The sequence below is a fragment of the Acidobacteriota bacterium genome (genome assembly GCA_034211275.1).
Taxonomy (GTDB): domain Bacteria; phylum Acidobacteriota; class Thermoanaerobaculia; order Multivoradales; family JAHZIX01; genus JAGQSE01.
In genome coordinates this window covers 1-12,500 of sequence record JAXHTF010000051.1, presented here as the reverse complement: position 1 = coordinate 12,500, position 12,500 = coordinate 1, and the positions used below count along the sequence as shown (strand labels likewise).

Here is a 12,500-nt window from a genome sequence, read left to right as displayed (position 1 = left end):
GAGTTTGGTGGGCTGGCGCCCACCCTACACGCGGGGATGCGGCAACGAGCAGTTGGGTGGGCGCCAGCCCACCATTTCGAACATCGAGTTTCGGGTCAGGAGGAGTCCCGCGGCCGGGGCCAGCTGTGCTGCAGATCGAGGGTCGCCCGGTAGTGGGCCAGGACCTCGTCCATGGAGTCGCCGCCGAGTTTGTCGAGGAGGGCGTCGGCGAGGACCAGGGCGAGCATGGCCTCGGCGATGACGCCGGCGGCGGGGAGGGCGGTGACGTCGCTACGCTCGTATTGGGAGGTGTGGGCCTCGAGGGTGTCCAGGTCGATGCTGGGAAGGCCCTTGCGCAGGGTGGCGATGGGCTTCTTGTAGAGGGTCAGGACCACGTCCTCGCCGTTGGTGACGCCGCCTTCGAGGCCGCCGGCGCGGTTGCTGGTGCGCCGCCAGCGCCCGCTTCCATCCGGTCTCAGAGGTCCATCCGGCTCCAGGGGATCGTGGGCCTGGCTGCCGAAGCCGCCGCTGGCGTCTACCCCGGCACCGATCTCCACCGCCTTCACCGCCGGTACCGAGAGCATGGCCTGGGCCAGCCGGCCGTCGAGCTTCTCGTTCCACTGCACGTGGGATCCCAGGCCCACGGGGACACCGTGGGCGATCACCGTCACCGCGCCGCCGAGGGTTTCCCCAGCCTCTTTGGCCTGGTCCACCAGCGCCACCATCTCCGGCTCCAGATTCTTGTGGATGGCGCGCAGGGGAGAGCTCTCGTCCACCTGCTGCAGATCTTCCCAGGTGGGCACCGGGTTGCCGACGCCGATGGGCCCCAAGGAGCGGACGCCGCTGAGGATTTCCACTCCCACTTCCCGCAACAACATCTTGGCCAAGGCTCCGGCTGCCACCCGGGCCGCGGTCTCCCGGGCGGAAGCGCGTTCGAGGACGTTGCGCAGATCGTCGTGGAGGTATTTGATCCCGCCGGCGAGGTCGGTGTGGCCGGGGCGGGGCTGGTGCACCCGCCGTTGCTCGACCCGGTGAGGGACCGTCTCCACCGGGTCCATCATCGGCTGCCAATTCTTGAAGTCGCGGTTCTGCACCCACAGGACGATGGGGGAGCCCAGGGTCACCCCGCCGCGGACGCCGCCGCGCAGCTCCGCTTCGTCCTGCTCGATCTTCATGCGGTTGCCGCGGCCGTAGCCGTGCATGCGCCGGGCCATGTCCCGGCGCAGGAGCTCGAAGTCCACCCGTAGCCCGGCGGGCATGCCGGTGAGGAGGGCCGTGAGGCCGGGGCCATGGCTCTCGCCGCCGGTGGTCAGTTGCAGGCGTTTCATGGTCGGGGAAGATATCAGCTCTTGTCTTTGGTCGGGCTCTTGACCCCCGCGGGAAGGACCCCCGCCAGGCGCTCGAAGGGCTCCCGCAGGGGCTCGGGGATGCGGGTGGGGCGGCGGGTTTCTTTGTCCATCCACAGATGCTCGGTGGCGCCGGTGGTGAGGACCTTGCCGTCCCGGGCCACCTCGTAGGCGAAGCGCAGGCCGCGGCTGCCCATGCGGTCGAGCCAGCAGCGCACCTGCACCGTGTCGCCGTAGCGGCAGGCACGGCCGTAGCGCACCTCCACCTTGGTGACGATGAGCAAATAGCCCAGGTCCTCGATTTCGGCGTAGTGGAAGCCGCTGTCCTTGCACAGCTCGGTGCGGGCCTGTTCGAACCAGATGATGTAGTTGGCGTGGTGAACCACCCCCATCTGATCGGTCTCGGCGTAGCGCACCTCGATGTCCACGGTGGAGCTGATGGCTTGGCTGACGCTCGGATCTACGGTCTTTTTCATCGATGCTCTTTCATTGGGGCTTTCTACTCGTTCGCTCCCAGGTATATCGAAATACGGTCCAGAGAATTTTGTAACCCGCCAGCACCGTGCCCTTGACGGTGCCGGTGATCTTGGATTGGCCCACGCGCTTGCGGTAGGAGGCGGGGACCTCGGTGACCCGCAGGCCCCGGCGCAGGGCCTTGACCTGCATCTCGGCGGTCCAGCCGAAATCCGGGTCGCTCATCCGGAGCTCTTCCAGGGCCTGCCAGCGGATCGCCCGGAAGGGACCCAGATCAGTGTAACGGTGGCCGTAGAAGAGGCGGATCAGGGTGCAGGCCACCAGGTTGCCGGCTCGGGCCTGGGGCAGCAGGGCGCCGCGTTCGCGCTGGCCCAGGACCCGGGAACCGATGACCAGATCCGCCTCGTCGGCGAGAATCGGGGCTACCAGCCGGGGCAGCTCCTCCGGATGATCGGAGAAGTCGGCATCCAGGAAGACCACGATTTCCGGAGGGTCGTTGCGGCGCAGATGGTCGAGGGCGGCGAGGCAGGCGCTGCCATAGCCTTGGCGCGGTGCCGGCACCACTTCCGCACCACCCCGGCGGGCCGCTTCGGCGGTGCCGTCGGTGGAATTATTGTCCGCCACCGCCACCCGGCGCACCGCGATGGGGTCCGCGGGGGAACGGGGTAGCGCCGCCAAGACCAAGGGCAGCGACGCCTCCTCGTTGAAGGCGGGGATCACCACGTCGATGGCGGTCGGTTGGGAGGGTGGGTCGAGCTCGGCCACGGTCGGATTGTATGCGATGAGCTCCGACCCTGCTGCGTGCTAAGATCCCGATTCTTTGTGACGAAGCCCTAGCTGGAATACGCCGGGGCGCCCGGACTGACGGCGTGGAAAGCGCCCCGGGCAGCGACGAGAAACGACTCACGAGATTGCATGCCCGTCTACCCCTATCGCGGCCAGCTGCCGGTGCTCGGTCACCGCGTCTTCATCGCCCCCACGGCAGTCGTGGTGGGGGATGTGGAGCTGGGGGACGACGTTTCCTTTTGGTTCGGTGCGGTGGCCCGCGGTGACGTCCATTCCATCCGCGTCGGGGCTGGTACCAACGTCCAGGACGGTGCGGTGCTGCACGTCACCGGCGGCCGTTTCGACCTCCAGATTGGTGCCGGAGTGGTCATCGGTCATGGCGCCGTGGTCCACGGTTGCCGGGTGGAGGATGGCGCCCTCATCGGCATCGGTGCCCGGGTCCTCGACGGAGCGGTGGTGGAGGCTGGCGCCCAGGTGGGAGCCGGCGCGGTGGTGGCACCGGGCAAGCGGGTACCCGCCGGCCACCTGGTGATGGGAGTGCCGGCGCGGGTGGCGCGGCCTCTGAGCGAGGAGGAGATCGCCGCCATCGGCGACAACGCCCGACGCTACGCCAAGCTCAAGGACGAATACCGCCAGATGTTGGCGGAGACGGATCGCGGCGCGGAAGCATGAGCCCCCATCGGAGAGCCCCCCATCGGAGAGCGACTCTGGATTCATCGAGATTGCAGCGCCAGCGAGTTAGGAGAGGAAGATGAAGCGGCTAGGAGCGGGGACCCTGACCCCGCAGCAAGTAGGCGAGACGGTACGGCTCCAGGCCTGGGTGCATCGGCGCCGGGACCTGGGGGGATTGGTGTTCCTCGACCTGCGCGACCGTAGCGGTGTGGTGCAGGCGGTGGTGGAGCCGGAGGATCATCCCCAGGCCGCCGCCGATCTGGAGCCGGTACGGGCCGAGTGGGTGGTAGAGGTGCGGGGCACGGTGCGCCGGCGCACGGAGGAGAACATCAACCCCGACATGGCCACCGGTGAGGTCGAGGTGGTGGTGAGCGAGGCCGAGGTGCTCAGCCCTTCGGAGGTGCCCCCCTTCAGCCCCGACGGCAAGGTCGAGGCGAGCGAGGCCCTGCGGCTCAAGTACCGCTATCTGGACCTGCGCAGCCAGGAGCTGCAGCGCAATCTGATCCTCCGGGACAAGGTCACCCTGGAGATCCTCAACTACTTCCACGAGCACGACTTCCTCAACCTCGAAACGCCCATCCTCACTCGCTCGACGCCGGAGGGGGCTCGGGATTACCTGGTCCCTAGCCGGGTCCACCGGGGGCGTTTCTACGCCCTGCCCCAATCGCCCCAGATCTTCAAGCAGATCCTGATGGTGGCGGGGATGGAGCGCTACGTGCAGATCGCCCGCTGCTTCCGCGACGAGGATCTGCGGGCGGATCGTCAGCCGGAGTTCACCCAGGTGGACGTGGAGCTCTCCTTCCCCGATCAGGAGGAGGTCTACGAGCTGGTGGAAGGACTGTTCCGCCGGGTCTTCCCGCTGGCGGGCATCGACATCGAGACCCCTTTCCCTCGGCTGACCTGGGCTGAGGCCATGGCGCGCTACGGCAGCGACCGGCCGGATCTGCGCTTCGGGCTGGAGATCCAGGATCTCTCGGACCTGCTCGCCGAGAGCGCCTTCCGGGGCTTCAGTCAGACCCTGGCGGACGGTGGGGTGGTGCGGGCCTTCGCCCTGCCCGGAAGTACCGGAGCCGCCGCCGCCAGCCGCAAACAGCTGGACGGCTGGGCGGAGATCGCTCGCCGCCATGGCGCCATGGGCGTGCTCGCCCTGCGCCGCCGGGACGGCGAGGTGCAATTCCAGGTCAAGGGCGTGCTCAGCGACGCTGAAGAGGCGGCACTGGTAGAGCGGCTGGAGCTCGAGGAAGGGGGCATCGCCCTGATCGTGGCGGCTCAGGAGCCGGTGGCCTGCGCCGCCCTCGGTGCTCTGCGGCTGGAGCTGGCCCGCCACTACGAGCTGGTTCCCGACGGGGTGTACAAATTCCTCTGGGTCACCGACTTTCCGCTGGTGGAATGGGATGAGGACGAGGACCGCTGGTTTTCCACCCACCATCCCTTCACCCACCCGGATCCCCGGGATCTGGACAAGCTCGAGTCGGACCCTGGAGCGGTCCGTTCCCTGGCCTACGACGTGGTGCTCAACGGCATGGAGCTGGGGGGCGGCTCGATCCGTATCCACCGCTCGGATCTGCAGGCGCGGGTCTTCTCGCTGCTGGGCATTGACGCCGAAGAGGCAGAGCAGCGCTTCGGCTTCCTGCTGGAGGCGCTGCGCTACGGGGCGCCGCCCCACGGGGGCATCGCCCTGGGCCTCGATCGGCTGGTGATGGTGCTCGCCGGCGTCGCCTCCATCCGCGACGTCATCGCCTTCCCCAAGACCACCTCCGCGACCTGCTTGATGACCGAGGCGCCGTCGCCGGTGGATCCCCGCCAGCTGGCGGAGCTGGGGCTGAGCCTTACCGGCAAGGTCAAAGATCAGGGAGGAAAAGATTCCACCGGCGAGGGAGAGGGCTGAATCCATGAGTAACGGGCCCCAGCGGCTGAGCCTGCGCCATCCCGGCGGCACCACCACGGTTTTCGTCGGCAGCGGCGTGGTGGAGGCCTCTCGCGCATCCTCCAGCAAGTGGCTGACGGATCGCCTGGTCTTCCTGCTCAGCAGTCCGCGAATTCTGGAGCTCCACGGTGATGCCATCCAGGAGTTGCTGGCGCCGGCACGGCGGGTGGTGACCCTCACCGCTCCCGAGGGGGAGGAGGCCAAGAGTCTGGAGGTGGCCGGGCGCCTGTGGGCGGAAATGTTGGAGTCCGGAGGCAAGCGGGACAGCCGGCTGGTGGCCTTCGGCGGCGGCAGCATCGGCGATCTGGGTGGGTTTCTTGCCGGCTGCTTCCTGCGCGGCATCGAGTACCTCCAGCTGCCCACCACCCTGCTGGCCCAGGTGGACGCCTCGTTGGGAGGCAAGACCGCCGTCGACCACGGCGCCACCAAGAACAGCATCGGTCTTTTCCATCATCCGGCGCTGGTGCTCAGCGAGATCTCCTTCCTCGCCACTCTGCCCAAGGAGGAGCTGCGGGCGGCGCTGGCGGAGGTGGTGAAGATGGCGCTGCTCCTCGATCCGTTGCTGATGGAGTGGGTAGAGCGGGACCTGAACAAGCTCCTGGCCGGCGATCCGGCAGCGCTGGAGCCGGTGGTGGTGGCTTCCGCCAAGGCCAAGCTACGGGTGGTAGAGCGGGATCCGGAGGAAGGAGACCAGCGCCGTCTGCTCAACTTCGGCCACACCCTGGGCCACGCCTTGGAGGTGGCCCTGGGCTATCAAGACCTGCGCCACGGTGAGGCGGTGGCCTACGGCATGCTCTTCGCGCTCCGGCTGGCGGAGAACCGCGGTTTGGAGAAGGCGGTGGCGGAGCGCCTGCGCCGCCTGCTGCGCCGCTTCCGCCTGCCGCCGCTGCCGCCGGTGGAGGTGGACGAGCTGATGGAGATCATGGCCCGGGACAAAAAAGCCCAGCGCGGCGGTCTCGTTTGGGTGCTGCCGGCGGCCGCCGGCGAAGGGCGCATGGTGGGGGACGTCGAGCCCGAGGAAGTGCGGCGGGAGCTGGAAGAGTTCCTCCGCGATCCGCTGCCGGAGGAGGAGTGAGGGGCCACGGCGAGGCCCGAGCGGATTCCAGCGAGTGCCGGGACTGCCTGCAAAGTGGCGGATCGTACGGGATGGAACTGAACGCCCCGCCCCGGGATCAATCCCGGGGCTACCCAGGACACCGCCGGATGAATCCGGCTCCCAGAACCTGCTGAACCACATCCGGCCCTCCGGAGCCAGCGCAGCTGGCGGTACCTGAGTAGCCCGGGGATTGGATCCCCGGGTGGAGGTGCCGACACCACAATCCTTTGCTACTTCCCTCACCCTCTCCGTCACCACCCCCGTCATTCCCGCGAATAGGCAACATCAGCCCGCAGATTCTACGGTCAAGTTTCAGGTCAGGACACCACCCAACCAACTCTCCCTCATCGCCTGTTGCGCACTTGGCGTATAATGCCCGCAGCCGACTCCCTGGCTGGCCCCCCCGCCGGCTCGACGCGACGCTAACCGCGGCACCGAACTCGCCCCGGATGCACTCGCTGTCGCCTATGTGGTTCGCGGGGTCTTACGCTTCATGGCACTTTCCCTCAAGCTCCGACAAGTCCTCTTTCTCCTGATCCTTCTTGCCGGAGTCATCCCTCTGGCCATCAGCACCGCTGTCCTCACCGGCCCCACCCAGGACCTCCTGAGGACCCAGGAACAAACCGATCTGACTCGCACCGCCGGGGCTTTGTCCCGGGAGGTCGACCGCTATCTCATCGAGGCCCGGCACCAGCTGGAATTGCTCGGTGAGACCATCCTCGCCGCCACTGCCGACCAGGCGCCGCCGCAGGTCGAGGGTGAGGCTGCGGCCTCGCCGGACGGTCGCTCCGACGGGGAGCTGGTGGGACCGGCCAATATCGAGTTGATTCTGCGCTCCCCCGGATTTGGCCGCTTCCTCCAGAGCTTCTTCCGGGAGCACAGCGACTGGCCGTTGCTGGCGGTGGTGGATTCCGCGGGGCGCGGGCCGCAATTCACTTCCCAGACGGTGACGCCGGCGATGAACCGGGCGGTGGCGGAAGCGTTTCAACAGGCCGTCACCCACGGTGAGCCGGTCTATCGCTTCGTCAAAGATCTCGACGCCCAGCGGCCGGCGGTGGTGCTGGCGGTGCCGGTGGGGCTGGCGCGGGCAGCCAGCGGCGCCGGGAACGACAGTGGCGCAGCCGTGGAGGACTCCGGCGGTGCGGTGGAGACCGCGCCGGCACTGGTGTTGGAGGCGGTGCTGCAGCCGCCCCGGCTGATCGACGATCTGGCCGGCGGAGTCGGTCGCGGAGGCCCCGAGGACGCCTTCCTCATCGACCGCGAAGGCCAGCTCATCTGGGCCAGCACCGACTCCGAGGAACGGCAGCGGGCGCTGCTGGAATCGGAGCTCATCTCCAGCTTCGTCCAGCGCCCCATGCCCCTGACCGAAATCTATCCGGTGACGGTGGCGGGGGAGAGCCAGCGCATGATCGCCATCGTCAGCCCCATCGAGGAGCCGGGCTGGGGTGTGGTGGTGCACCGGCCGGAGGCTTCCGCCTTCGCCAACGTGCGCCGGCTGCTCTTCACCGCCCTGGTCTCCTCCCTCTTCCTGGTGCTGCTGGCGTTGATCATCGCCTACCTGGCCTCCGGCTGGATCGGCCAGCCCATCCAGCGGCTGGCGGCCACCACCCACGACATCGCCGCCGGCGATTTCAGCAGCCGCGTGGACACCGCCGGCCTGCGGTTCGAGCTCGGCGATCTGGCGGCGGACTTCAACGCCATGGGCAGCACCGTGGAGCGCTATGTCGCCCAGCTGCAACGGGCGGCCCAGGCCAACCGCGAGCTGTTCATCGGCTCCCTGCGCGCGTTCACCGCCGCCATTGACGCCAAGGACCCCTACACCCGCGGCCACTCGGAGCGGGTAGCGGCGGTGGCCCGCACCATCGCCCGGCATCTGGGGCAGCCGGAGGACTTCCAGAGCCGGCTGTGGATCGCCGCCTTGCTCCACGACGTAGGAAAGATCGGCGTCGAGGACCGCATCCTCAAGAAGGGTGGGGTGCTGGCGCCGGAAGAATATGAGCAGATGAAGATGCACACGGTCATCGGCGCCGACATCATGGCCCCCATCGAGCAGCTACGGGAGGCGCTGCCGGTGATCCGCTGGCACCATGAGAACTGGAACGGCCGCGGCTATCCCGACGGTCTCAAGGGCGAGCAGATCCCCCTCCAGGCGCGCATCGTGGCGGTGGCGGACACCTTCGACGCCATCACCACCAACCGGCCGTACCAGAACGCCTACACCCTGGAGTACGCCGTCGAGACCATCACCAAGCTCACCGGCGCTCGCTTCGACGCCAAGATCGTGACCGCATTCCTCAAGGCGGTGAAGAAGGGGGAGATCAAGCCTGCCAAGGCGGTGCCGGCGGAGCCGGCCAATGTTTCCTTGGCCTCCGGTTGATCCTGGAGCCCCGCCGGGAGAAGATCAGGCATGACGAGGCGCCGCCTCCGCAGATTTCCATAGACGGCCTAGCACGAGGGTCCCAGACCATGAAGGTCCCGAGCTAGAAGGCCCCGAACAAGCAGGTCTCGGCAACGAGGGAGCTTATGCCCTTTCAATACATCCTCGCGGATCTCCTGTCGCGCAACGAAGACGCCGTCGGCACCCTCTTCGTCGACGAGAGCGGTGAGGCCGTGGACATGGCCTACACCGATCTGACCCCGTACCAGCTGAAGGTGGTGGGTGCGTACCTGAGCATCTATCTGCGCCAGGTGGAACGGCTGTCGGAGGAAGCGGACCTGGGGAATCCCCACCAGATGCACATCGCCAAGAACGGCATGCACATCTACGCGGTGGCGCTGCCCGAAGGCTACTGCCTGGCGATGGTGCAGCGGCGGCCGGCACTGGTGGCCGTGGCCCAACGCACCCTCGACGACGCGGCCCAATTGGTGCGCAAAGAATTGTTTGATTGAGATTCCCCTCCCGGGAATCCTTAGCCATCGGAAGACCCTCCCATGACGGATTCAGAGAACGAAGAATCGCTGGAGATTGCGCCGGAAGCGCAAATTCCAGAGCAGATCCAACAGCGCGGTTTCCTGGGCAAGCTCAAACGCGGCTTGTTCATGACCCACACCGAGCTGCTGGAGAAGGTCAGCGACGCCATGGAGGGTCGCGCGACCCTCGACCAAGAGACCTTGGAGTACCTGGAAGAGGTGCTCATCAGCGCCGACCTGGGGGTAGAGACCGCCCTCGAGCTGGTGGAGGCGGTGAAGCAGCAGGTGCGCCCCGGCCAGGGCGGCGACATCGTGCGCATCCGCGAGATCCTGGCGGACGAGATGGCGGTGTTGCTCCTCGACGCGCCCCAGCCTCCCAAGCGCACCGACGGGCCGTTGGTGACCCTGATGGTAGGGGTCAACGGGGTCGGCAAGACCACCACCATCGCCAAGCTCGCCAAGCGTTCCCTGAACCAGGGTGAGAAGGTACTGCTGGCCGCCGGCGACACCTTCCGGGCCGCCGCCATCGAGCAGCTCCAGCTCTGGGGCGAGCGCCTGGGGGTGGGAGTGGTCAGCCAGAGCTCCGGCGCCGATCCGGCGGCGGTGGTCTTCGACGCCCTGCAGGCGGCCCGCGCCCGCGGCATCGATCACCTCATCGTCGACACCGCTGGCCGCCTGCACACCAAAGAGCATCTGATGAAGGAGCTGGCCAAGATTCGCCGCGTGGTAGGCCGGGAAGCCGCCGATTGGCAGGTGCGCACCCTGCTGGTGCTCGACGCCACCACCGGTCAGAACGCCCTCTCCCAGGCCCGCCAATTCACCTCCGTGGCGGAGGTGGACGGCGTCATCCTGAGCAAGATGGACGGCACCGCCAAGGGTGGCATGGCGGTGGCGGTGGCCCGGGACCTGCGGCTGCCGGTCCTCTACATCGGCGTCGGTGAGGCCGCCGAAGACCTGGTGGAATTCCGCCCCCGGGAGTTCGCTTCTGCCCTCATCCTCTAGCTCCCGCCGCTATCTCCGCCGGGCCCTGAGCCTCGCCGCCCGGGGCCGCTACGGCACCTCTCCCAACCCGCGGGTCGGGGCGGTGCTGGTGCGCGACGGCGAGGTGGTGGGGGAGGGCTACCATCGCCGCCCCGGCGGCCCCCACGCCGAGGTGGAAGCCTTGCGCCAGGCCGGTGACGCCGCCCGCGGCGCCACCCTCTACGTCACCCTCGAGCCGTGCAGCCATCACGGCCGCACCCCGCCCTGTGCCGATGCCGTGCTGGAAGCCGGCGTCGCCCGGGTGGTGGCCTGCCACCGCGACCCCAACCCGCAGGTGGCCGGCAACGGCTTCCAGCGCCTGCGGGACGCCGGCGTGGAGGTGGAGTGGGGCTTGGAGACCGGCGAGGATACGACCCGCGACGCCGTGGCCCTCAATCTACCTTTCCTCACCAGTCTGGTGCTCCAACGCCCGGCGGTGACGGTGAAATGGGCCATGAGCCTCGACGGCCGCATTGCCACCGCCAGCGGCGAGAGCCAGTGGATCTCCTCCCCCCAGGGGCGCCGTTGGGCCCTGGACTTGCGGGAAGAGCACGACGCCATCCTGGTGGGCAGCGGCACCGCCGTGGCGGACGATCCGCGCCTCAATCGGCGTATGAGCAAGGCCCCCGGGCCGATCCTGCGGGTGGTCATGGACCGCCGTTTGCGGCTGCCGCCGACGGCCCGCCTCTTCCAGGTCGAGGGAGAGGTGGTGGTGTACACTGAATCGCCGGACGAGGCGGCTCATCGGCGGCTGGAAGAGGCCGGGGCGACGGTAGTCGCGGATCTGCCCGGCGGCGTCGAGCCCGTCTCGGTGCTCGCCGATCTGCACCGGCGCGGTGTTCAGAGCCTGCTGGTGGAGGGCGGTGGAGTGCTGCTGGCCTCCTTCGTCGAGGCGCAGCTCTTCGACCGCGTCGCCGTCGATTGTGCTCCGATGCTCATCGGCGGTGCCGGGGCGCCGGGGCCTTTGGGCGGAGCCGGGGCCCTCTCCCTCACCGAGGCGCCGCGGATCGAGGAATTGGTCATCCGTCGCCGTGGCGGCGACCTCATCCTGGAAGGATTTCGCGAAGGATGTTTACCGGACTTGTTGCGGAGCGTGGTCGGCTGATCGCCGCTCCTACCCCTTCCGGCCAGGGAGGACGGCGGCTGGAGCTGGTGCACAGCCTGGAGCTCAGCGAGCGCCTCTCCCCGGGGGCCAGCCTGGCGGTGTCCGGCGTCTGCCTGACGGTCACCGATCTGAGCCCCGGCCGCACGGTGGTGGAGCTATCGCCGGAGACCCTCTCCCGCACTACCCTCGGCGACCTCGACGCCCGGGACGAGGTCAACCTGGAACCCGCCCTGCGCATGGGCGACCCCCTGGGCGGGCATTGGGTCCAGGGCCACGTGGACACCACCGTCGAGGTGGTGGAGCGCCGGGATCTGGACGAGCATCGGGAGCTTTTCTTCTCCCTGCCGGCGGACCTGGCACCGTTTCTGGTAGAGAAGGGATCGGTGACCCTCGACGGCGTCAGCCTGACGGTGGCGGCCCAAGCGGCAGACCGATTCTCCGTCGCCCTCATCCCCCACACCCTGGAGATCACCACCCTTTCGGAGCTGCAGGTGGGCGGCCGGGTGAACCTGGAGATCGACGTCCTGGCCAAGTACGTCCACCAGGCCCTGGCAGCCAGAGGAGTGACGGGTGGATTGACGGGGGGAGCGACGGAGTGAGCGCCACCACTCTGGGTCCCGACACCCTGGGCCCCGGCACCCTGGGATCGACCGCCCCGCGGGCCGTCGCCGGCACCGGCAAGGCGCCCCGGCCCTTGGAGCAGCCGCCGGAACCCGGCCGCTGCTGGGTGCGCTACACGCCCCGCCCCTGGTCCGGGCCGGATCATCCCTGGGTGCACCTCGGCCGAGCAGGCCTCGGCCCAACTCCGGGAGGGACCCGGCGCTCCCAAGATCCGCCCTTTCCCCGCATTCCGGAAGCTCTGGACGACGTCCTCTATCTGCCGCCGGTGACCCCGCTGTGGCGGGCCCAGCGGGACGAGCTGGCCCACCGCCAGGCCCGCCAGGGCACCCCCGTGTTGCTCCAGGTGGTGCTGCCGGAGACGCCCCCGGCGCCGCTGGAAGAGGGGGTGACGGTGATGCTGGACGTGCTCCACGCCCTTCTGCAGCGGGATCTCGACCTTCTCCCCGGGCTCCTCGCCGCCGCCCCCATCCATCCGGAGTCCGTGGTGGTGTGGCCTCTGGTGTCGGGCATCAGCGACGATCCGGGGCTCTGGGCCGAAGCTTTGGACACCCTTCACGGCGCCGG

General features: G+C 68.6%; 12 protein-coding genes. 9 read left to right on the top strand and 3 right to left on the bottom strand.

What is annotated here, in order from left to right:
• Positions 1 to 95 precede the first annotated feature (95 nt).
• The 3 genes from aroC to SX243_10510 are packed head-to-tail and all read right to left on the bottom strand — an operon-like array spanning position 96 to position 2,564.
• Positions 96 to 1,307 carry a chorismate synthase gene (gene aroC, locus SX243_10520; protein MDY7093391.1) on the bottom strand — a complete coding sequence of 404 codons (1,212 nt, stop codon included), beginning with the start codon at positions 1,305 to 1,307 and terminating at the stop codon, positions 96 to 98.
• A 14-nt stretch (positions 1,308 to 1,321) separates the two neighbouring features.
• Positions 1,322 to 1,801, bottom strand: coding sequence for a thioesterase family protein (locus tag SX243_10515; GenBank protein ID MDY7093390.1), 480 nt, complete (start codon positions 1,799 to 1,801; stop codon positions 1,322 to 1,324).
• Positions 1,802 to 1,811: 10 nt separating this feature from the next.
• Positions 1,812 to 2,564, bottom strand: a complete 753-nt coding sequence (locus SX243_10510; protein ID MDY7093389.1) for a glycosyltransferase family 2 protein — start codon at positions 2,562 to 2,564, stop codon at positions 1,812 to 1,814.
• Positions 2,565 to 2,714: 150 nt separating this feature from the next.
• Here SX243_10510 and SX243_10505 point away from each other — a divergent pair, with 150 nt between their 5' ends.
• The 9 genes from SX243_10505 to SX243_10465 all read left to right on the top strand — a co-directional run.
• Complete coding sequence (locus SX243_10505) at positions 2,715 to 3,257, top strand: gamma carbonic anhydrase family protein (protein MDY7093388.1); 543 nt, start codon at positions 2,715 to 2,717, stop codon at positions 3,255 to 3,257.
• A 79-nt stretch (positions 3,258 to 3,336) separates the two neighbouring features.
• Positions 3,337 to 5,145, top strand: a complete 1,809-nt coding sequence (gene aspS, locus SX243_10500) for an aspartate--tRNA ligase (protein ID MDY7093387.1) — start codon at positions 3,337 to 3,339, stop codon at positions 5,143 to 5,145.
• Positions 5,146 to 5,149: 4 nt separating this feature from the next.
• Entirely contained in the window at positions 5,150 to 6,259 is a 1,110-nt protein-coding gene (aroB, locus tag SX243_10495; protein ID MDY7093386.1) for a 3-dehydroquinate synthase, read from the top strand.
• A gap of 514 nt (positions 6,260 to 6,773) precedes the next feature.
• Positions 6,774 to 8,657: an HD domain-containing protein gene (locus tag SX243_10490; GenBank protein ID MDY7093385.1), complete on the top strand. Its 1,884-nt coding sequence runs from the start codon at positions 6,774 to 6,776 to the stop codon at positions 8,655 to 8,657.
• Positions 8,658 to 8,803: 146 nt separating this feature from the next.
• Positions 8,804 to 9,169, top strand: a complete 366-nt coding sequence (locus SX243_10485; GenBank protein MDY7093384.1) for a hypothetical protein — start codon at positions 8,804 to 8,806, stop codon at positions 9,167 to 9,169.
• Between the two features lie 42 nt (positions 9,170 to 9,211).
• Positions 9,212 to 10,192: a signal recognition particle-docking protein FtsY gene (gene ftsY / locus SX243_10480; protein MDY7093383.1), complete on the top strand. Its 981-nt coding sequence runs from the start codon at positions 9,212 to 9,214 to the stop codon at positions 10,190 to 10,192.
• Positions 10,128 to 11,315 carry a bifunctional diaminohydroxyphosphoribosylaminopyrimidine deaminase/5-amino-6-(5-phosphoribosylamino)uracil reductase RibD gene (ribD, locus tag SX243_10475; GenBank protein ID MDY7093382.1) on the top strand — a complete coding sequence of 396 codons (1,188 nt, stop codon included), beginning with the start codon at positions 10,128 to 10,130 and terminating at the stop codon, positions 11,313 to 11,315. The genes ftsY and ribD overlap by 65 nt, the downstream gene beginning before the upstream one ends.
• On the top strand, positions 11,279 to 11,914 hold the full coding sequence (locus tag SX243_10470) for a riboflavin synthase (GenBank protein MDY7093381.1): 636 nt from the start codon (positions 11,279 to 11,281) through the stop codon (positions 11,912 to 11,914). Before ribD ends, SX243_10470 begins: the two co-directional genes overlap by 37 nt.
• Positions 11,911 to 12,500, top strand: a 590-nt coding sequence (locus SX243_10465; protein MDY7093380.1) for a hypothetical protein, incomplete at its 3' end; no start/stop codon positions are given. The genes SX243_10470 and SX243_10465, both read left to right, overlap by 4 nt.

Coding starts and splice junctions, on each gene's coding strand:
- aroC (MDY7093391.1), bottom strand. CDS start 1,307: ATGAAACGCCTGCAACTGACCACCGGCGGCGAGAGCCATGGCCCCGGC.
- SX243_10485 (MDY7093384.1), top strand. CDS start 8,804: ATGCCCTTTCAATACATCCTCGCGGATCTCCTGTCGCGCAACGAAGAC.
- aroB (MDY7093386.1), top strand. CDS start 5,150: ATGAGTAACGGGCCCCAGCGGCTGAGCCTGCGCCATCCCGGCGGCACC.
- SX243_10470 (MDY7093381.1), top strand. CDS start 11,279: ATGTTTACCGGACTTGTTGCGGAGCGTGGTCGGCTGATCGCCGCTCCT.
- SX243_10505 (MDY7093388.1), top strand. CDS start 2,715: ATGCCCGTCTACCCCTATCGCGGCCAGCTGCCGGTGCTCGGTCACCGC.
- SX243_10490 (MDY7093385.1), top strand. CDS start 6,774: ATGGCACTTTCCCTCAAGCTCCGACAAGTCCTCTTTCTCCTGATCCTT.
- ftsY (MDY7093383.1), top strand. CDS start 9,212: ATGACGGATTCAGAGAACGAAGAATCGCTGGAGATTGCGCCGGAAGCG.
- aspS (MDY7093387.1), top strand. CDS start 3,337: ATGAAGCGGCTAGGAGCGGGGACCCTGACCCCGCAGCAAGTAGGCGAG.
- SX243_10515 (MDY7093390.1), bottom strand. CDS start 1,801: ATGAAAAAGACCGTAGATCCGAGCGTCAGCCAAGCCATCAGCTCCACC.